Below are 19,338 nucleotides of genomic sequence, written 5' to 3'. Positions count from 1 at the left end.
ACGTAGAGCGAGGTGAACGGCGCCCAGGGCAGGTTGCGAAGCACCGAGAAGGCCAGCCACGCGGCCAGGAAACCGCCGATGACCTTCGAGCTGATCCGCAGCTCGGGCAGTCGCCACCCGAACGCCTGGTTCCCCGCCCAGGCCACGAAGAGGTACGCGAGGAACGGCAACGCGAAGACGAACAGGAAGTGGTGCCGGGCGGCGGCCGGCAGGTCGCCGTGCAGCACGTACCAGAGCGCTCGGGTGCCACCACAGCCCGGGCAGTCCAGCCCGGTGGTCAACTTGAGCAGACAGGTGGGCGCGGCGTCCGGGTCGGCGTAGGTCGGGTTGCTGAGCAGCGCGTAGCTCATGCCGACGGCGACGCAGCCGACCGCGGCCAGCGGCACCGCCCAGCGCGGGGAACGCTCGTAGAGCCGCAGCACGAACCGGGTGAGCCGGTCCGGCTCAGGCGCCGGGTAGCCACCCGGCGGTGTCGACGGCCACCCCTCCGGACCCGCGCCACCGTAATTGAGGCCACCGGGAGCCGTGTCACCGTCGGCCGGCGCGGTCCACACGGCGCCGGGGGCTGGGTGCGGCTGGTCGACCGGTCCGGGAGCGCTCGTCACGCGCTCACGGTACACCGGACACGCCGGCCAACGCGGCGGTGAGCGGACCGGCCAGATCGCCGGCTGCCGGCGGGGCCACCGCGTCCAGGCCGAGCCAGCCGGCGAGGCGGTACAGCTCGGCGGCGAGCGCGACCGCGGTCTCCCCCGGGTCGGCGCCGGGTTCGAGCCAGGCGGCCGGCACCAGCAGCACCCCGGCCTTCCGATCGGCCTTCAGGTCGACCCGGGCGGTGAACCGGTCGCCCTGCAGGAACGGCAACACGTAATAGCCGTAGACCCGCTGTGGCGCCGGGACGTAGATCTCGATCCGGTAGCTGAAGTCGAACAGCCGCTCGGTGCGGGCCCGTTCCCAGATCAGCGGGTCGAAGGGGCTGACCAGTGTGTTGCCCCGAACCCAGCGGGGCAGCCGGGCGGACGTGTGCAGCCAGGCCGGCTGTCGCCAGCCCGCCACGGTGACCGGCACCAGCTCACCGGCCTCGGCCAGCTCCGCGACGGCCTGTCGGGCGCCGGCCAGCGGTAACCGGAAGTAGTCGCGCAGCTCCGGCTCGGCGGCGACCCCTAGGGACCGCGCGGCGAGGGCCACCAGCGTCCGGTACGCCTCGGCGTCGGTCGGGGTGGGCGCGGCCAGCACCCTCGCGGGCAGCACCCGCTCGGGCAGGTCGTAGCGGCGGGCGAAGGAGGTGCTGCGCTCGGCGGCGGCCACCTCCCCGGCCCAGAACAGGAACTCCAACGCTCGCTTGACAGCCGACCAGTTCCAACCCCAGTTGCCGGTCTCCCGGGGCGCGTCGTGCTCGATCTCGGCGGCGGTCAGCGGCCCCCGGACGGCCACCTCGTCCCGGACCCAGGCGACCAGCTCCGGCTGCTCCTGGGCGATCCGCCGCATGCCGCCCCAGGATTCGCTGTGCGCCCTGGCCATCCGCCAGCGCAGCATCGGGTGCAGCTCCACCGGGACCAGCGACGCCTCATGGCCCCAGTATTCGAACAGCTCACGGGGTCGCCGGTAGGCGGCCTGGTCGAGCAACGTGGTCGGGTAGGGCCCGAGCCGGCTGTAGAGCGGCAGGTAGTGCGCCCGTTGCAGCACGCTGACCGAGTCCATCTGGATCAGCCCGACCCGACCCAGCACGCGACGCAGGTGCCGGCGGGTGGGCACGCCAGTGGGCGCCGGGTCGGCGAAGCCCTGGGCGGCGAGCGCCACGCGGCGGGCCTGGGCGAGCGAGAGCGATTCCGGTGCGATCATCGTCGGCGACCTTAATTCATCGGTACGACGCCGGTGCGGGAAGCTGGACGCGACGACCAACGGGGCATAGAACGGTGCAATGCTGACCATCCGTCGGGAGGAGCCGGACGACGCCGAGGCGGTCGCCCGGGTACACGTGCACGGCTGGCAGGCGGGCTACGCCGGCTTCATGCCCGACGAGGTGCTGGGGCGGCTCAACGTGGTGGCCTGGGCGCAGCGTCGTCGCGACGTCGGCACCGCCGATCCGGAGCACCCGTTCATCACCCTGCTCGCCGAGGTGGACGGGTTGGTCGTGGGCTTCACCACCTTCGGGCCGTACCGCCGCAACCAGGACCGGGACGACCTGGACCCGACGGTCGGCGAGGTGGTGGCGCTCTACGTGGAGCCGGCCCACTGGGGTGACGGGACCGCTGCGGCGTTGCTGGACGCCGCCCGCAACGGGCTCACCGAGCGGGGCTGGGCCGGCTACCGGGCGTGGGTGCTGGCGGACAACCGGCGGGCCCGGCGGTTCTGCGAGCGCGCCGGCCTGTCAGCGGACGGTGAGCGGTCGACCTACCAGGTGCCGCTGGCCGGTGGGGGCCCGCCGGTCGGGCTGGTCGAGCTGCGGTACGCCGGACGTCTCGACCGCTGACCCGTTCGGGGTCAGCCACCGGCGGATCGGCAGGAAGGCCAGCAGCGCCAGACTGACCCACACGTAGGCGTTGCTGCCCAGGAAGCCGTCGACGCCGGTGAAGTCCTTCTCCCAGAGCCAGACGGTCCGGCTGATCAGCAACGCGTACCCGATGGTCGCGGCGAGCAGCAGGACCTGCCGTCGGCGGCCGGCCGGCGCGGCCATCGCGTTGTCGACCAGCAGGATCAACGCGGGCAGCAGCCAGACCAGGTGGTGCACCCAGGTGACCGGGCTGACGAGGCACATCACCGCGCCGGTCAGCGCCAGGCCGGTCGCCTCGTCGCCGGCCGCGACGGCGGCCCGGGACCGCCAGGCCCAGAGCGCCAGGGTGCCGAGCACCAGCACCAGCCACAGTAGGGTGCTCGGGTGCTCCGGGTCGAGCCGGGCGACCACCCCGCGCAGCGACTGGTTGGAGACGAAGGCCAACTCGCCCACCCGTCCGGTGTTCCACAGCGCCTCGGTCCAGAACTCCCGCGAGGCGTCCGGGAAGAGCGCGGCGGCCAGCAGCGACACCCCGGCGGCGGTGCCGCTGGCGGTGAGCGCCGCCCGCCACCGCCCGGTCACCAGCAGGTAGACGATGAACACGCCAGGGGTCAGTTTGATCGCCGTGGCGAGGCCGATGCCCACCCCCGTCCACCGGTTGCCGGCCGGCAGCAGCCGCAGCAGGTCCACCGCCACCAGGAAGAGCAGCAGCGTGTTGACCTGGCCGAAGTTGACCGTCTCCCGCATCGGTTCGAACGCGGCGGCCAGGCAGAGCGCCACGGCGAGGGCGAACCACCGGGTCCAGCCGGCGCGGCGGGCGATCGGGTCGACCAGCCACCAGATCAGCACGGTGGTGGTGGCCACGCTGGCGAGCACGCTCACCACGATCGCGGCCGTCCACGGCAGGTACGCCATCGGCAGCATGACCAGCGCGGCGAACGGCGGATAGGTGAAGCCGTACTGGGTGCCCGGCTTGAGGTAGTCGTAGATCTCCCCGCCGTCGTGCACCCACCAGGTCAACGCGCCGTAGTAGACCTTCAGGTCGAAGAACCCGTGCCGGACGGCGGCGACGGCGAGGAACCCGGTGACCGCCGCGGCGAGCACCACCACCCCGACGACCTGCGCGGTCGTCCTGTTGGCACCCTGCGCCACCGTCGTCTCCCTCGCCCTGCGTAGGCTTCCGTCCCATGGCTCTCGGGTACGTCCGCCCGGCGCGTCCCGAGGACGCCGGCGAGATCGCACGCATCCAACTCGCGACCTGGCGGGTCGCGTACCGCCGGATCCTGCCTCGGCATGTGCTCGACAACCTGGACGAGGCGTTCCTCGCCCGGCGGTGGAGCGCCGCGGTGCTGGAGCCGCCCTCGGGCGCGCACCGGGTGCTGGTCGCCGTCGAACAGGCCGAGCAATCGTATCTGGTGGGGTTCGCCGCCTCCGGCCCGGCCGACGCCGAGGCGTTGGCCCCGGGTGAGCCGGCCGACGCGCTCGGCCCGGACGTGGCGGCGGTGACCGACCTGCTGGTGGAGCCGCGGTGGGGCCGGCGCGGGCACGGCAGTCGACTGCTCGCGGCCACCGTCGACCTGTGGCGGGAGGACGGGATGAGTCGGGCGGTGGCCTGGGCGTTCGACGGTGACGAGGCGACCCGCAAGTTCCTGACCAGCACCGGGTGGGAGCCCGACGGCGCGGCCCGGGCGCTGGACGTCGACGACATGCTGGTGCCTCAGGTGCGCCTGCACGTGGGCGTGCCGACCGAGAAGGTACCGGCCGAGTGAACCGCTGTGGCGGCCCCGACGCGGGTCAGACCCAACAGCCCGGCGATCTTGCAGTTTCGGTCGTTGAGATGCGGGTGATGCGCCTTGTGTCGCGACAGAAAGTGCAAGATCGCGGGGTTCAGGGGGTTCGTTCGGCGATCAGTTCGTCGTCGTCCATGGCACCGGTGGGGTGGAAGCCCAGGGAGGTGTAGAGGGCTGCGGCTCTGGTGTTGTCGGGGTGGTACGACAGGCGGACCGGGGGGTTGCCGGCCCGGGCCGCCAGCCAGGGGGCCAGCGTCTGCACGGTGGCCCGGCCAACGCCCTGGGCCTGCTCGGCAGCGTCGATCAGCATTCCGCCGATCCAGTGCGAGCCGTCGTCGTCCACGCCCCACATGACGTGGCCGACGACGGTCTCGTCGGCGTACACGGCCAGCGAGTTCCAGACCTCGGAGCGCATGCTGAGCAGCAGATAGCGCGCGCCCAGCGCGGCCACGAACCGGCGCTGGCCGTCACGCGGGGCGACGTCGGCCACCGCCCGCCAGTTGTCGTCGTCGACCGGCCGCAGCGTGACTCGCCGCCCGGCCCGGTCCAGGTGTCCCGCATCGATCATCCGGCGGATGCTACCCGGCCCGCGCCCGTAGATCTTGGGCACTTTCCGTCAGCGCGGAACGGAATACTGCGCTGGGCGGTGTTGTGGGCTGGTCGGCGGGCGGACGCGGAAGAGGGGCCGGTCAGTCGAGCAGGGCGTCCAGGCCGACGGTGAGGCCGGGGCGGTTGCGCACCGCGCGGACGGCCAGCAGCACACCCGGCATGAACGACACCCGGTCGTACGAGTCGTGCCGGATGGTCAGCGTCTCGCCGGTGCCGCCGAACAGCACCTCCTGGTGGGCCACCAGGCCGGTGGCGCGCACCGCGTGCACGCGTACCCCGTCGATCTCGGCGCCGCGCGCACCCGGCACCTCGTCCTTCGTGGCGTCCGGGACCGGGCCGAGACCGGCCTCGGCGCGGGCCCTGGCGATCTGCCGGGCGGTGTGGGTGGCGGTGCCGCTCGGGGCGTCCAGCTTGCGCGGGTGGTGCTGCTCGATGATCTCGACGGACTCGAAGTGTCGGGCGGCCCGCGCGGCGAACTGCATCATCAGCACCGCGCCGATACCGAAGTTCGGGGCGATGACCACGCCCACCTCGGGCTTGTCGGCCAGCCAGCCGCGCACCTGCGCCAGCCGCTGCTCGGTGAAGCCGGTAGTGCCGACCACAGCGCTGATGCCCTGCTCGATGCACCACTGGAGGTTGTCCATGACGACGTCCGGGGTGGTGAAGTCGACGACCACCTCGGCGGTGGAGACGGCGGAGCGGCTGTCGCCCTGGTCGATCGCCGCGGTCAGGGTGAGATCGTCGGCGGCGTCGACCGCCTTGCAGACCTCGACGCCCATCCGGCCGCGCGCACCAAACACGCCGACCCGCAGCTGCTGGGCCGGGGTCTTTCCCTGCTCGTCAGTCACGGGGCACAACCTATCCCAATCGGGACGGGCCCTTCCGGCCGGATCGGCTGTGCTCCACCGGCCGGGACGCCAGACCGGGGCACCTCGACCGGGCCGAGCGGCAGACCTCAGACCGCGAAGTCGCCGGCGCCGAACGGGCCCACCACGGCCAGCGACATCGGCCGGCTGAGCAGCTCGGCGGCGAGGACGTTCACGTCCTCCACGGTGACCTCGTCGACCCGGCGGAGCAGCTCGTCGACCGGCATCAGGTCGCCGTAGAGCAGCTCACCCTTGGCCAGCCGGCTCATCCGGGAACCGGTGTCCTCCAGGCCGAGCACGAACGAGCCCTTGCTCATCCCCTTGCCCCGGGCCACCTCGGCCTCGGTCAACCCGTCGGCGGCCACCCGGGCCAGCTCGGCGCGGGTCAGGGCCAGCACCTCGTCGACCTTGCCCGGCGCGCACCCGGCGTAGACGGCGAACAGGCCGGTGTCGGCGTACTGGCTGGCGTAGGAGTAGACCGAGTACGCGAGGCCACGCTGCTCGCGGATCTCCTGGAACAGGCGGCTGGACATGCCGCCGCCGAGCACGTTGTTGAGCACCCCGAGGGCGAACCGCCGGTCGTCGAGCCGGTCGATCCCGGGGCAACCGAGGATGACGTGTGCCTGCTCGGTCTCCTTCGGCTCCACCACAGTGGTCACCGGCTTGGTGCGTACCGCCGGGGTCGCCGCGCGGTGCGGCGCCGGGCTGGCCGGGTCGCTGTCCAGCGGGGTGCCGCGCACGGCCTGACGGACCAGCTTGACCACCGCGGCATGGTCGAGGTTGCCGGCGGCGGCGATGACGATCTGCGGCGCGGTGTAGCGACCCCGGTAGAAGGTCTGGATCTGCCGCCGGGTCATCGGGGTGACGGTCTCCGCGGTGCCGGAGATCAGCCGGCCCAGCGGGTGATCGCCGTAGACGGCCTGGACGAAGAGGTCGTGCACCTCGTCACCCGGCTCGTCGTCGTGCATGGCGATCTCCTCCAGGATCACGCCACGCTCGGTCTCGACGTCGGCCGGCTCCAACAGCGAGTCGGCGACCAGGTCGCACATCACGTCGATCGCCAGCGGCAGGTCCTCGTCCAGCACGCGGGCGTAGTAGCAGGTGTATTCCTTCGTGGTGAAGGCGTTCGTCTCGCCACCCACCGCCTCGATCTGCGAGGAGATCTCCAGTGCGGTGCGCTTGTGGGTGCCCTTGAAGAGCAGGTGCTCGAGGAAGTGCGCGGCACCGGCCTGCGGGCCGGTCTCGTCACGCGAGCCGACCGCCACCCAGATGCCGAACGAGACGCTGCGCATCGCCGGAATCGCCTCGGTGAGGACGCGCAGACCGCTGGGCAGCACGGTACGACGTACCGTGCCGCCCAGCGGGTCGTCGCTGAGCGTCCGGGTCACCGCGCGGGCGGTGCCGCCGGAGCGGCCCGCCCCGGTGTCCCGAGACGGGGCCACCCCCCGTCGATCCGGTGGAAACGGCGCGCTGATGGCCCGACTCACGACTTGCTCCCGGTTCGACGAGGGGTGGGTGATGCGTTGTACGACGGTCAGCTGTGCCGGGTCCGACGGCGCGGACGCTCGCCGCCCTCGCCACCCTCGCCGCCGCCGCCGTTGCCGCCCTCGCCGCCGCGCTCCGGGCCACGACCGCCACGGTCGCCGCCACGCTCACGGTCGCCGCGGTCACGCGGAGCCCGGTCGCCCCGGTCCCGACCAGCCGGCCGGTCGCCAGCGGCGGCCTCACCGGCGGCCGGAGCCTCGGTGCCCTCCGGGCGGACCTTGTCGAGGTAGATCTTGCCGCGGGCGTCGATGTCCGCGATCTCGACCTCGACCCGGTCACCGACGTTGAGGAAGTCCTCGACGCGCTCGACCCGCTTGCCGTCGCCCACCTTGGAGATGTGCAGCAGGCCGTCACGGCCCGGCAGGAGCGAGACGAACGCGCCGAACGCGGCGGTCTTGACCACCGTGCCGAGGAACCGCTCGCCCTGCTTCGGCAGCGTCGGGTTGGCGATGCCGTTGATCCGGTCGACAGCCGCCTGGGCCGACGGGCCGTTGGTGGCGCCGACGTAGATCGTGCCGTCGTCCTCGATGGAGATCTCGGCGCCGGTCTCGTCCTGGATCGCGTTGATGGTCTGCCCCTTCGGGCCGATCACCATGCCGATCTTGTCCACCGGGATCTTGACGGTGGTAACTCGCGGCGCGTAGTCGGACATCTCGGCCGGAGCCTCGATCGCCGCCTTCATGACCCCGAGGATGATCTGCCGGGCCTCGTTCGCCTGCTGCAACGCGGCGGCCAGCACGTCCGACGGGATGCCGTTGAGCTTGGTGTCGAGCTGGAGCGCGGTGACGAACTCCGGCGTGCCGGCGACCTTGAAGTCCATGTCACCGAACGCGTCCTCGGCACCGAGGATGTCGGTCAGCGTCACGTACTGGGTCTTGCCGTCCACCTCGTCGGAGATGAGCCCCATCGCGATGCCGGCGACCGGCGCCTTCAGCGGGACACCCGCGGAGAGCAGGCCCAGCGTCGACGCGCAGACCGAACCCATCGAGGTGGAGCCGTTGGAGCCGAGCGCCTCCGACACCTGCCGGATGGCGTACGGGAACTCCTCGCGCGACGGCAGCACCGGGATCAGCGCGCGCTCGGCGAGGGCGCCGTGGCCGATCTCGCGACGCTTCGGCGAGCCGACCCGGCCGGTCTCACCGGTCGAGTACGGCGGGAAGTTGTAGTTGTGCATGTAGCGCTTGCGGTTCTCGGGGGACAGCGTGTCCACCATCTGCTCCATGCGGAGCATGTTCAGCGTGGTGACGCCCAGGATCTGGGTCTCGCCCCGCTCGAACAGCGCCGAACCGTGCACCCGGGGCAGCACGCCGACCTCGGCGGTCAGCGAACGGATGTCGCGCGGGCCACGCCCGTCCATGCGGACCTGCTCGCGCAGCACGCGGTTGCGCACCTCGGACTTGGTCAGCGACCGGAAGGCAGCGCTGAGCTCCTTCTCCCGACCCTCGAACCGAGCGCCCAGCTCTTCGGCGACCCGGGCCTTGACCCGGTCCAGGGCCTCCTCGCGGTCGGCCTTGCCGGCGATGGTGATCGCCTCGGCCACGTCGGCGCGGGCCAGCTCGGAGACGGCGTCGTACACGTCGTCCTGGTAGTCCAGGAAGACCGGGAACTCGGTGACCGGCTTCGCGGCGACCTCGGCCAGCTCGCTCTGCGCGCGGCACAGCTCACGGATCGCCGGCTTGGCGGCCTCCAGGCCGCTGGCGACGACCTCCTCGGTCGGGGCGGTGGCACCGGCCGAGATGAGGGCGACGGCGTTCGGGGTGGCCTCGGCCTCGACCATCATGATCGCGACGTCGCCGTCCTCGAGCGTGCGGCCGGCCACGACCATGTCGAAGGTGGCGCGAGCCAGCTCCTCCAGGGTCGGGAAGGCGACCCACTGGCCGTCGATGTGGGCGACGCGGGTCGCCCCGATCGGGCCGGAGAACGGCAGGCCGGAGAGCTTGGTCGACATCGAGGCGGCGTTGATCGCCACGACGTCGTACGGGTGCTGCGGGTCGAGCGCGAGGATGGTCTCGACGACCTGGACCTCGTTGCGCAGGCCCTTGACGAAGGACGGGCGCAGCGGCCGGTCGATCAGCCGGCAGGTGAGGATCGCGTCCTCGCTGGGCCGACCCTCACGGCGGAAGAACGAGCCGGGGATGCGGCCCGCGGCGTACATCCGCTCCTCGACGTCGACGGTCAGCGGGAAGAAGTCGAACTGCTCCTTCGGGTGCTTACCGGCGGTCGTGGCGGAGAGAACAACCGTCTCGCCCAGCTGGGCGATGACGGAACCGGCGGCCTGGCGAGCCAGCCGACCGGTGGAGAAGGTGATCTCGCGGGTGCCGAAGGACCCGTTGTCGATCACGGCGGTGCGGGATTCGGTGCCGAGTTTGGTCTCGGTCATGTGCTGTCGTGCTCCTTCGCGTCGTGGGCCCACGACATCGGGGAGCTGCTCAGCCGGCCGGTCTTCGATCGAAGCGCCCGGGTGGCCGGCATGATGCCGGGGTTCCCGGGGGCCACTACCGGAGACCGGTACGCTGACCGGCTCCCTCTCGGGTGGTCGCGCGGCCCGTGTTTCCTCAGGTGGGACGCGGTACGGGGGAGCGGCCGTCCGGCCACTCCCCCGTCACGTCACCGGCGCAGACCGAGCCGCTCGATGAGCGACCGGTAGCGGGCAATGTCCTTCTTCTGGACGTAGTTGAGCAACCGACGGCGCCGGCCGACCAGCAGCAGCAGCCCACGGCGGCTGTGGTGGTCGTGCTTGTGCACCTTCAGGTGCTCGGTCAGCTCGGCGATCCGCTTGGTGAGGACCGCGACCTGGACCTCCGGCGAACCGGTGTCGCCCTCGGCGGTCGCGTACTCCGCGCGGATGCTGGCCTTGGCTTCCTGATCGAGCGCCATGTTCTCCCTGTTTCGATGGGTTGATCAAGTGGGTGTCCGTCGTCCCGATGGACCGGGAACGGACCGGTACCTCGCACCCGCGGCGTCGAGCAGGCACGCGAGGCCCCACGCCGGTCACCCGACGTCCCGGCAAGACTACCAGCACTCGCCGGTAACACCCGGCGAAGGGCCTCGGTGGCGGCCCGTCACCCCGCCACGATCAGGCCAGTACGCGCCGGGTGCGCTCGACGTCCTGATTCATCTGGGCGATCAGCGGCTCGATCGAGTCGTACCGGATCTGACCACGCAGGTGCGCCACGAAGTCCAGGGCCAGCCGCTCGCCGTACAGGTCACCGGAGAAGTCCAGCGCGTACGCCTCGACCCGCCGCTCCCGGCCGGAGAAGGTCGGGTTGGTGCCGACCGACACCGCCGCCAGCAGCGGTTCGTGCTGACCGCGGCGGATCAGCCGGGCCGCGTACACGCCGTCGGCGGGCACCGCCGCGTACCGGTGGCAGAGCAGGTTGGCGGTGGGGAAGCCCAGCTCCCGGCCCCGCTGGTCGCCGCGGACCACGACGCCCTCCACCCGGTGTGGGCGGCCCAGCGCCGCGGCTGCCGCGCCCACGTCACCCGCGTCCACGCAGGATCGGATGTAGGTGGAGGAGAAGACGGTGCCGGCCTCGGCGACCAGCGGGCCGCCCTCCACGCCGAAGCCGAACGTCTGACCGAGCCGTTCCAGCAACGCCACGTCGCCGGCGGCCCGGTGCCCGAAGCGGAAGTTGCTGCCGACCACCACCAACGCGGCGTGCAGGTGCTCGACCAGGACGTCGTGCACGAACTGCTCGGCCGGTACCCGGGAGAACTCCGGGGTGAACGGCACCACGCAGAGCACGTCCACGCCGAGCGCCTCGATCAGCTCGGCCTTACGGGCCGGCTCGGTGAGCACCGCCGGGTGCGAACCGGGGCGGACCACCTCGGCCGGGTGCGGGTCGAAGGTGACCACCACCGACCGCACTCCCAACTCGCGGGCCCGGGCCACGGTGTGCCCGATCGTCGCCTGGTGCCCCTTGTGCACGCCGTCGAAGACGCCGATGGTGACCACCGAGCGTCCCCACCCGCCGGGCGCCGCGTCGTAGCCCCGCCACCGCTGCATGCCGTTCGTCTCGGCTGTCCCGGCGGCCGGCGGGTCGACACCGCCGGCTGCGGGCCGGCGGACCTGCGCTGCGCTGTCAGGCCGGTGCGAGCACGATCTCCGCGCGGGCCCGTCCGTCCCGTTCGCTGACGATAGCGATCAGGCCGCCGGCCGGCCCGAAGACGGCGTACGGCCCGGTGAGGCCGGTCGGGTCCAGTGGCCCACCGTGGGCGAGCACCCGGGCCTCGTCCGGCGTGGCCTCCCGACGGGCGAAGAATCGGTCGGCCGCCGCGTCCAGTGGCAGGTTCACCACGTCCGGGGCGCGCTGCTCCAACTCGTCGAGCGTCGCCGCCTCGGCGAGGGTGAAGCCACCCACAGCGGTGCGCCGCAGCGCCGTGAGGTGCCCGCCGACGCCGAGCGCCAGGCCGGCGTCCCGGGCGATGGCCCGGATGTACGTGCCGGAGGAGCAGGTCACGTCCACGTCCACGTCCACCACGTCCGGCTCGGTGCGACGGATCGCCAGCACCTCCAACCGGGAGATGGTGACCCGCCGCGCCGGCAGCTCGACGCTCTCCCCGTCGCGGACCCGCTTGTACGCCCGCTGCCCGTCGATCTTGATGGCGCTGACCGCGCTCGGCACCTGGTCGACCTCGCCGCTCAGCCCGACCAGCGCCGACCGGATCGCGTCGTCGGTGACCTGCCCGGCCGGCACGGTGGCGGTCACGTCGCCCTCGGCGTCGTCGGTGACTGTGGTCTGGCCGAGCCGGATGGTGCCGGTGTAGCTCTTGCCCGCGCCGATCACGTAGGTCAGCAGCCGGGTGGCCCGGCCGACACCGATCACCAGCACGCCGGTCGCCATCGGGTCGAGGGTGCCGCCGTGCCCGACCCGTCGGGTCTTCGCCAGTCGGCGGATGCGCGCCACCACGTCGTGCGACGTCATGCCGCCGGGCTTGTCGACCACGATCAGACCATCGGTGCTCACGTCGGCCAAGCCTGCCAGATGCCACCCACCCCGCAGTGCGTGGGCAGGCCCGTCGTGACCGCAGCCTCCACTCACGGGGTCTGAGCCGGCCTGTCGGGAGGGGGCGTCCATTTCGACGGAAGGTCGAGTGGGGCAGCCGACCGACCGTCATGGATGCGAAGATCATCCGCCCGATGCCGTCGCCAAGGGACCAGGACCGCCGATGACCTCCGACCGACCTCCCGGCCACGAGCACCGCGCTCGCGTCGACCTACCGCAGTGGATGCGGCAGCCGACGCCGAAGCGGCGGACCCCGGCGCGCTACGTCGACGACCTGATCGAGGGCCGGCCGGCGCTCCGGGCCGCCCGCCGGGCGGTGTGGCACTGGCGCGGCCGGAGCAGATGGAGCGAGTCGCATCCGCACCTCGTCGCCGTGCTGTCGTTCGTCGTGGCAGTCGTCCTCGGGACCGCCCTGGTGACCGGCACCTACTACCTGCTCGCGCTGGCCACCAGCGGCGAATACTGACGGAGGAACCATGGAGAGCACCACACCGACGGACCCGGTCGACCCACCACCGCCGCCCGCCGCGGTGGCGCAGGTCAACCCGGTGCAGCTACCGGACTGGCTGCGGGCACCGCAGACCGAGCACCAGCCCACCGGGTGGGACCGGGTCCGCTTCTTCTCGGCCCGGCACAACGGGGCGCTACTGCTCGGCTTCGGCCTGGTGCTGACCGTGCTGATGGTCGTCGGCGGGCTGGTGTTGGTCGGTCGAGTTGCCGATGGTGTCTCCGCATCCGCCTCGGCGAGCCCCACGGCGAGTCGCACCCCGCCGGTGAGCAGGGTCGGCGAGCCACGCGACCTGTTTGCCGGGTCGCCAGCGGCCTCCTTCGCGCCGGGTGAGGAGGGCGTGCGGATGCCGGCGGCCAAGGCCACCGGGCCGTTCACAGCGACCCAGGTGCGGACCGCACTGGAGTCGGTACGCAAGGCGTTGATCAAGAGCCGGCTCGACACCTCGATGTTGATGGGTGATCCCGAGCCGTTCCTGGCGCTGCTCGCCCCGGACGCCCGCGAGCGGCTCCGGCCGGACTTCACCAGCAACAGCTTCCTTCGATACGCGACCCGGATGGCGTCGCCGTCGCAGTGGCAGCCCGGCGCGCGAGCCGCCGGCCGGATCAGTTACCGGGCCACCACCGAGGAGAAGGGAATCCGACTGTTGGAGGTTTCCACGGAGTTCGTGTGGGCGTACCCGTTCAACGTGGACCCGCGGGCCCCCGCCGGAGCCGCTGTGGTGGCACTCCGCGACCGGGTGGTCTGGCAGGTGCCGCACCCGGACGACGTGCAGGCGTCCTCCAAAGGTCTGTGGCTCGGTTCAGCGGAGGCCATCACCTGGAACGCGGACTGCGCTCAACTGCGGGACGGCTGGGTCCGCGAGCAGTACTGGTTGGCTGCCCTGCACGGGAAGCGGATACCCGCTGGTGACCCGGGCACCATCTTCGACCTTGGCACGCCCGCGCCGACCACCGTGCGCTGCTGACCGGCGGGCCCCGGCGACCGGTCAGCGGACCGCGCCGGTCACCGCCCACCTGCCGTTGCGCAGTCGCAGCAGCAGGGCGACCAGCCGGATCACCACGAACACTGTGAGCCCGGCCCAGGTGCCGCCCAGCCCGAGGTCGAGCGCGTACGCCAGCCAGATGGCCGGCAGGAAGCCGCCGAGAGCCGCCACGATGGTGAGGTTGCGCAGGTAACGCACGTCGCCGGCGCCGATCAGCACGCCGTCGAGGGCGAACACCACCCCGGCCAGCGGCAGCATGACGACGAACCACGGCCAGGCCACCATGGCCTGCTCGCGTACCCCCGCATCGGAGCTGAACCACGACGGCACCACGCCCGCGCCGGCGGCGACGAGCAGCGCGAAGCCCACGCCGCAGACGCCGCCGAGCAGCCCGACCCGGCGGGCGAGCGCCCGCGCACCCGCATCGTCGCCGGCGCCGAGCGCGGCCCCGACCAGGGACTGCGCGGCGATGGCGAGGGCGTCGAGCACCAGCGCGGTGAAGAACCAGAGTTGCAGGGCGATCTGGTGGGCACCCACGGCGGCGGCGCCGAAGCGGGCGGCGACGGCGGTCGCGGACAGGAAGCTGGCCTGGAACGCCAGCCCACGGATCAGCAGGTCCCGGCTGAGCACCAGTTGTTGGCGGATCACGCGAGGTTGGGGTCGCAGCGACACCCGCTCACCGACCAGGGCGACGGCGAAGAGCACCCCGCAGAGCGTCTGCGCGACGACGTTCGCCACGGCCGAGCCGACCAGACCCAGCCCGCCGGGATAGACCAGCAGCGGGCAGAGCAGCGCGGAGAGCAGGTTGGGGCCGAGCACGAAGTACAGGGGGCGGCGAGTGTCCTGCACGCCGCGCAGCCAGCCGTTGCCGGCGGCGGCGAGCAGCAGACCGGGGGCGCCGAGGGCCGCGATCCGCAACCACTGGGCGGCGGCGTCGGCGACCTCGCCACCACCACCGGCGAGGGTACGCGCGAGCGCGCCGCCGCCGACCTGCATGCCGATAGCGATCAGCAGACCGACACCGAACGCCAACCAGGACGACTGGACGCCCTCGGCGACCGCAGCGGCCCGATCACCCGCGCCGAAGCGGCGGGCGGCGCGGCCGGTGGTGCCGTAGGCGACCACGGTGCCGACCCAGGCGGTGAGCGTCATGACCGTGCCGCCGACGGCGAGCGCGGCGAGCGGCACCCGGCCGAGGTGACCGACCACTGCGGTATCGACCAGCACGTACAGCGGCTCGGCGGCGAGCACCACGAGGGCCGGCAGGGCGAGCGCGGCGATCCGCCGAGGCGAGGCGGGGCGGTGAGCGGTGGTGGCGTGGTTCATCGCCGCCGATCCTGGCACGGCTGCGGTAAGGAGCACAAGGTCGGTGGCGACTTACGGGCCAACCACTCGACCGGCTCCCCGGACGTCACCGAGGATCGAGGCCCTGCTGCGCTCCATGTCGCCGGCATCCCGGTTTGCGGCGCTCACTACCCTGTCCGAGGCTCCCACGCGGGGGGCACCACGACAGCGATAGGCCTTATCACAGTGAGCGACAGTTACCCTCCGCCCGACCCGAACGTCACCCCCTGGAGCGGCCCGCCGGCTCCGCAGCCGGGCGGCTACCCGCCGTACGGACAGCCACCACCCCAGCCGTACTACGGCACACCACTGGCGCCGGCGCCGGACAAGTCGAACAAGGGCCTGATCATCGGGCTGGTCGCCGGCGCGGTGGTCGTCATACTCGCCATCTGCGGCGCGGGGATCGGCATCCTGCTCGCCTACGATGACGACGAGCCCGCCCGGGACACGTCCTCCACCCCCACGTCGGGCACCGGCAGCAAGCCGGGCACGGGGACGGTCCCCACGCCGGGGCAGGCGGATCCACCGAACAACAACTCGATGACCGCCCGTTACTCCAGCGACCTGGCGAACGTCTGCGAGGGCAGCCCGATCCTGAACGCGGCGCCCTACAGCGGCCCGGCCGGCGCCAAGGCCTACACGTTCTCGAACAACCCCGACCGGCCGACGTCCTGGTCGTCGACGTACGTCCCCTCGGACAAGTCCTACTACGCCAAGGGCGCGGACTACCAGAAGGTGTCGGTGGTCGGCTGCCTGAAGTTCGACCAGGGCAGCCAGGGCGCCCCGAAGAAGTGTCAGTACAAGGACAAGGCGGAGAAGCAGGTCACCGTCGACTACGTCTCGTCGCGCTACACCCTGACCTTCTACGCGGCCAGGACCGCCGAGAAGATCGGCGACGGCGGCACCGTGACCGCCCCGACGAACAGGTGCCCGAGTTTCATCTCGTACGACAAGACCACCATGAGGGCGTACGCGACGCCGGACTCCGGCACCATCGAGGCGGCCCTGGACACGTTCCTGTCCTGAACGACTCGCCCCGCACTGGTGGCCGGACGGTGACGTCGTCGGCGCGGCGTGCCGGCGGCGTCACCACCGGTGGAGACGAGTCACTGACGGGTGTCCATCGACGTCTGCAGCGCGCGGCGGGCCTGCTCGCGGGCGTCGTCGGTGGTGGTCTCGGGCTTGGGCTTGTTCGGCATGGTGGCGCTCCTCTTCCCAGGGCGTGAGCCGCCGACACGCGGCGGCCCTCACGGGCGGTCCTGCTGAGCGCCCCACGGCGGTCCGGGGTTACCGGAGCAGCCGACTGGGCAGCGTGAGCCCGGGTCGATCCGACCCTGGAGGGAGGCGGCACGGGGTGTGGCACCACCGCCCATGACCTGCACCGCCAGGCGGCACCGGCCCTCTCCCAAGTTATCGTTCAGGTCCACATACTGCTTACGGTTCCCGCCATTTGGACGGTCGGCAGCCCGGTTCAGCGAGCCAGGAAGTGCCAGCCCAGCCACCACCAGAACCCGAACAGACCGATCCGGCCCACCGGCACCGAACCGACCTCGTAACGCATCACATAGGCGCAGACCTCGCCGAGGGTGGGGATCCGCGACCCCTCCCGCCGGGCCATCCACTCGACCACCGCGAAGAGGACCAGGGCGGCGACGAAGCCGCCGATCGCGAGCGCGCGCATCATCGCCGCACCAGCCCCCAGAAGGCGGCCAACCAGGCGAACCAGGCTGCCGACCGGGTCAGTTGATCCTCCAGGAGAGGATCGGCCAACCGGGAGAAGGTGGGGAAGTCATCGCCGGCAGCCAGCACGAAGGTCACGCCCTCGAAGACCCCGAAGACCACCACCGGCACCGCCCACCAGGCCGCCCCCGCGCCCAGCCGGCGCGGCGCCGGCCGGCGGGGCACCCGGTTGCTCAGACCGAGCCAGATCAGCACCCCACCCGTCCCGAGGGTGAACAGATTCGCCTCGGTGGAGAAGGACGCGAACCGGCCACCGACGAGCGACAGGCAGACGAGGACGGGAACGGAGACGGCGGGCCGGTCCCAGGCGCGGGGGGCCTCCACGGTGAGGTCGTGCGGCTGCTCCATCCCGCAATTCTTCCCGGTATCACGGAACGCGGGAAGACCAACACTCCCCGGAGCTGACCCTGATCTTCCAGACCGACGGATCGATGGCGGCCGAAGCCGGCGTCAGCCGATCAGCGCCGCGTCCAGCTGACCGCGAATCGACTCGACCACCTGCTCGACCGTGCCCCGACCGGTGAACCCGGCCGCGAACGTGTGCCCACCACCGCCGAGCGCCACCGCGACCCGACTGACGTCCACGGCGCCCTTGCTGCGCATCGACACCGCCCACTCGGCGGGCCTGGTCTGCTTCACCACACAGCTCACATCCGCCTCGGCGGTGCAGCGCACGGAGTCGATCAGCGCCTCCAGCACGTACGGCCGCTGGTCGTGCCGGGCCAGGTCGTCAAGGGTGGCGAAGGTCCAGACCAGGCCCCGACCACCGGCGGCGGCCGGCTCCAGTCGAGCCCGGCCGAGCACCTCACCGAAGAGGCGGACCGCGCCGAAGGGCCGGGTGTCGAAGACCCGCCGGGAGATGTCACCCGGCGAGATGCCGGTCGCCAACAATCGGGCGGCCATCTGATGCACCGCCGGAGTGGTCGCCTCGAACCGGAACGAGCCGGTGTCCGTGGTCAGCGCCACGTAGAGGCACTCGGCGATGGCCGGATCCACCACCACCCCGAGCCGGGCCAGCAGTTGCTCAGCCACCACCGACGTGGCCGCCGCACCCGGGTCGACCAGGTTGACGGTGCCGAAACCGGGGTTGGAGGCGTGATGGTCGAGCACCAGCGCCGCACCCGCCGACGACAACCGCCCGGCCAACTCGCCGAGACGCGACTCGCTCGCCGCGTCGAAGCAGATCACCAGATCGGGTGCCGGGTCGGCGGCGTCCGCCGGGACCAGCAGGTCCAGCCCGGGCAGCCCCCGCAACGGCTCCGGCAGCTCCGGCGGCCCGGGAAAGGTCGCCTGCACGTCGCGTACGCCGAACTGCCGCAGGCCCAGACCGAAGCCGAGCATGCTGCCCAGCGCGTCGCCGTCCGGATTGATGTGACAGATCAGCAGCACCCGGGCGGTCGGCGGGAGAGCCCGCACCAACGCCTCGGCCGCGGCCCAGTCCGCATCGGCGGGGCCGAGCCCGGCTGCCCCGGCGAACGGGGCGCTGGCGGTGTTGGTCACCGCGTTTCCCCACCCCGCGGGGTCTCCTTGACGTCGGTGGCCTCGTCGGCCTCCTCGGTCTCGTCCGTCTCATCGGTCTCGTCGTCCACCCGGTACGGCTGGGCCTCGCCCGCGTACTTCGCCTGGGCGGCGAGCCGCTGCACCTCGGCATCGGCGTTGCGGGCGGCGGCGAGCAGGTCGTCGATGTGCTTGACCTGGTCCTGCACGTCGTCGAGGACGAACGTGAGGGTCGGCGAGTGGCGCAGCCCGAGGGCCTTGCCGACAGTGCTGCGCAGCAGCCCCTTGGCGCTCTCCAGCGCCGCCGCGGTGTCCGCCTGGGCCACCGAGTCACCGAGCACTGTGTAGAAGACCGTCGCGTCACGCAGGTCAGCGGTAATCCGGGCATCGGTGATGGTGATCATCCCGAGCCGCGGGTCCTTGATCTGGCTCCGCACCACCGACGCGACCAGCTCACGCACCCGTTCCGCGTGCCGGCGTACCTTGGCCGGATCAGACATCTCGCCACCTCCACGGCGTCCTGCTTCCGGTCGACCCGGCGGCCCGGAGGCCGCCGGCCGACCGGCCAACATCTCGAACATTACCTTCGGGGCCGCTCCGGTCGCCCGGCACAGCCGGCACCATGGTCAGTCGTCGTCCACGCCGTAGAGCCGGCGTCGAACCGACAACAACTCGACCTCGGGGCGATTGGCCACCAGCCGCTCACAGGAGTCGAGCACCTCGCGGACATGCGCCGTCTCGGCGGCCACCACGGCCACCGCCAGCTGCGCTCGACCATGCAGGTCGAGCGCACCCACCTCGGCGGCCGACACCTCGAAGCGGCGCAGCGCCGCCACGATCGGCCGTACATATGATCTCTTGGCTTTGAGCGACCGGGAGTCGCCCGGCAGCAGCAGGTCGAAGACCGCGGTTCCGGTGAACATCGCCCCGGACGATACCGCCAACCCGCCCCGCATG

The 19,338-nt window shown here is 72.1% G+C and carries 21 protein-coding genes; 5 read left to right on the top strand and 16 right to left on the bottom strand.

Going from position 1 to position 19,338, the window contains the following annotated elements; genetic code table 11:
- Positions 1 to 605: DUF2752 domain-containing protein (locus KBX08_RS18640; RefSeq protein ID WP_374101952.1), on the bottom strand; the 605-nt coding region annotated here is incomplete at its 3' end.
- Positions 606 to 609: 4 nt separating this feature from the next.
- Positions 610 to 1,839: a winged helix-turn-helix domain-containing protein gene (locus KBX08_RS18635; protein WP_210784742.1), complete on the bottom strand. Its 1,230-nt coding sequence runs from the start codon at positions 1,837 to 1,839 to the stop codon at positions 610 to 612.
- A gap of 79 nt (positions 1,840 to 1,918) precedes the next feature.
- Here KBX08_RS18635 and KBX08_RS18630 point away from each other — a divergent pair, with 79 nt between their 5' ends.
- Positions 1,919 to 2,470 (top strand): GNAT family N-acetyltransferase, encoded by a 552-nt coding sequence (locus tag KBX08_RS18630; protein WP_210784741.1) that lies wholly within the window; start codon positions 1,919 to 1,921, stop codon positions 2,468 to 2,470.
- On the opposite strand, the gene KBX08_RS18625 is transcribed toward KBX08_RS18630, so the two are convergent.
- The gene (locus KBX08_RS18625; protein WP_210784740.1) at positions 2,369 to 3,643 is read right to left on the bottom strand and encodes a glycosyltransferase 87 family protein; all 1,275 of its coding nucleotides are present in this window, start codon (positions 3,641 to 3,643) and stop codon (positions 2,369 to 2,371) included. The two genes, KBX08_RS18630 and KBX08_RS18625, sit on opposite strands and share 102 nt — an antisense overlap.
- Positions 3,644 to 3,678: 35 nt before the next feature.
- Between KBX08_RS18625 and KBX08_RS18620 the strand changes: the two genes are divergently transcribed.
- Positions 3,679 to 4,260, top strand: a complete 582-nt coding sequence (locus tag KBX08_RS18620) for a GNAT family N-acetyltransferase (protein ID WP_210784739.1) — start codon at positions 3,679 to 3,681, stop codon at positions 4,258 to 4,260.
- A 118-nt stretch (positions 4,261 to 4,378) separates the two neighbouring features.
- Here the strand turns inward: KBX08_RS18620 and KBX08_RS18615 are convergent, their stop codons facing one another.
- The 7 genes from KBX08_RS18615 to truB all read right to left on the bottom strand — a co-directional run bounded on the left by KBX08_RS18615 (position 4,379) and on the right by truB (position 12,268).
- A complete protein-coding gene (locus KBX08_RS18615) occupies positions 4,379 to 4,849 on the bottom strand; it encodes a GNAT family N-acetyltransferase (protein WP_210784738.1) in 471 nt (156 codons plus the stop codon).
- A gap of 121 nt (positions 4,850 to 4,970) precedes the next feature.
- Entirely contained in the window at positions 4,971 to 5,738 is a 768-nt protein-coding gene (dapB, locus tag KBX08_RS18610; RefSeq protein ID WP_210784737.1) for a 4-hydroxy-tetrahydrodipicolinate reductase, read from the bottom strand.
- A gap of 107 nt (positions 5,739 to 5,845) precedes the next feature.
- Positions 5,846 to 7,243 (bottom strand): pitrilysin family protein, encoded by a 1,398-nt coding sequence (locus KBX08_RS18605; protein WP_210784736.1) that lies wholly within the window; start codon positions 7,241 to 7,243, stop codon positions 5,846 to 5,848.
- 47 nt (positions 7,244 to 7,290) lie between these two features.
- Positions 7,291 to 9,681, bottom strand: a complete 2,391-nt coding sequence (locus tag KBX08_RS18600; protein WP_210784735.1) for a polyribonucleotide nucleotidyltransferase — start codon at positions 9,679 to 9,681, stop codon at positions 7,291 to 7,293.
- A gap of 227 nt (positions 9,682 to 9,908) precedes the next feature.
- Positions 9,909 to 10,178, bottom strand: a complete 270-nt coding sequence (gene rpsO / locus KBX08_RS18595; protein WP_030337594.1) for a 30S ribosomal protein S15 — start codon at positions 10,176 to 10,178, stop codon at positions 9,909 to 9,911.
- A gap of 199 nt (positions 10,179 to 10,377) precedes the next feature.
- A complete protein-coding gene (locus tag KBX08_RS18590; RefSeq protein WP_210784734.1) occupies positions 10,378 to 11,307 on the bottom strand; it encodes a bifunctional riboflavin kinase/FAD synthetase in 930 nt (309 codons plus the stop codon).
- A 76-nt stretch (positions 11,308 to 11,383) separates the two neighbouring features.
- Positions 11,384 to 12,268 (bottom strand): tRNA pseudouridine(55) synthase TruB, encoded by an 885-nt coding sequence (gene truB / locus KBX08_RS18585; RefSeq protein WP_374101951.1) that lies wholly within the window; start codon positions 12,266 to 12,268, stop codon positions 11,384 to 11,386.
- Positions 12,269 to 12,470: 202 nt separating this feature from the next.
- On the opposite strand from truB, the gene KBX08_RS18580 reads away from it, so the two are divergent.
- Together KBX08_RS18580 and KBX08_RS18575 are read left to right on the top strand one after the other, a co-directional pair.
- Complete coding sequence (locus KBX08_RS18580) at positions 12,471 to 12,773, top strand: hypothetical protein (RefSeq protein ID WP_210784732.1); 303 nt, start codon at positions 12,471 to 12,473, stop codon at positions 12,771 to 12,773.
- Between the two features lie 10 nt (positions 12,774 to 12,783).
- Positions 12,784 to 13,782, top strand: a complete 999-nt coding sequence (locus KBX08_RS18575; protein WP_210784731.1) for a hypothetical protein — start codon at positions 12,784 to 12,786, stop codon at positions 13,780 to 13,782.
- Between the two features lie 21 nt (positions 13,783 to 13,803).
- Here the strand turns inward: KBX08_RS18575 and KBX08_RS18570 are convergent, their stop codons facing one another.
- The gene (locus tag KBX08_RS18570; RefSeq protein WP_210784730.1) at positions 13,804 to 15,126 is read right to left on the bottom strand and encodes an MATE family efflux transporter; all 1,323 of its coding nucleotides are present in this window, start codon (positions 15,124 to 15,126) and stop codon (positions 13,804 to 13,806) included.
- A gap of 204 nt (positions 15,127 to 15,330) precedes the next feature.
- On the opposite strand from KBX08_RS18570, the gene KBX08_RS18565 reads away from it, so the two are divergent.
- Complete coding sequence (locus KBX08_RS18565) at positions 15,331 to 16,170, top strand: hypothetical protein (protein WP_210784729.1); 840 nt, start codon at positions 15,331 to 15,333, stop codon at positions 16,168 to 16,170.
- A gap of 445 nt (positions 16,171 to 16,615) precedes the next feature.
- On the opposite strand, the gene KBX08_RS18560 is transcribed toward KBX08_RS18565, so the two are convergent.
- From KBX08_RS18560 to KBX08_RS18540, 5 genes are all read right to left on the bottom strand, one after another.
- Positions 16,616 to 16,825, bottom strand: coding sequence for a DUF6186 family protein (locus KBX08_RS18560; protein WP_210784746.1), 210 nt, complete (start codon positions 16,823 to 16,825; stop codon positions 16,616 to 16,618).
- The gene (locus KBX08_RS18555; RefSeq protein WP_210784728.1) at positions 16,825 to 17,232 is read right to left on the bottom strand and encodes a hypothetical protein; all 408 of its coding nucleotides are present in this window, start codon (positions 17,230 to 17,232) and stop codon (positions 16,825 to 16,827) included. Before KBX08_RS18555 ends, KBX08_RS18560 begins: the two co-directional genes overlap by 1 nt.
- Positions 17,233 to 17,334: 102 nt before the next feature.
- Positions 17,335 to 18,384 carry a bifunctional oligoribonuclease/PAP phosphatase NrnA gene (locus tag KBX08_RS18550; RefSeq protein WP_210784727.1) on the bottom strand — a complete coding sequence of 350 codons (1,050 nt, stop codon included), beginning with the start codon at positions 18,382 to 18,384 and terminating at the stop codon, positions 17,335 to 17,337.
- Positions 18,381 to 18,881, bottom strand: coding sequence for a 30S ribosome-binding factor RbfA (rbfA, locus tag KBX08_RS18545; protein ID WP_210784726.1), 501 nt, complete (start codon positions 18,879 to 18,881; stop codon positions 18,381 to 18,383). The genes KBX08_RS18550 and rbfA overlap by 4 nt, the downstream gene beginning before the upstream one ends.
- A 126-nt stretch (positions 18,882 to 19,007) precedes the next feature.
- On the bottom strand, positions 19,008 to 19,304 hold the full coding sequence (locus tag KBX08_RS18540) for a DUF503 domain-containing protein (protein ID WP_091400377.1): 297 nt from the start codon (positions 19,302 to 19,304) through the stop codon (positions 19,008 to 19,010).
- Positions 19,305 to 19,338 lie beyond the last annotated feature (34 nt).

The sequence above is a fragment of the Micromonospora sp. H61 genome, assembly GCF_018070325.1.
GTDB classification, from domain to species: Bacteria; Actinomycetota; Actinomycetes; order Mycobacteriales; family Micromonosporaceae; genus Micromonospora; species Micromonospora salmantinae.
Note: the sequence above shows the minus strand (reverse complement) of the source record. Positions and strands in the feature narration are given on the sequence as shown.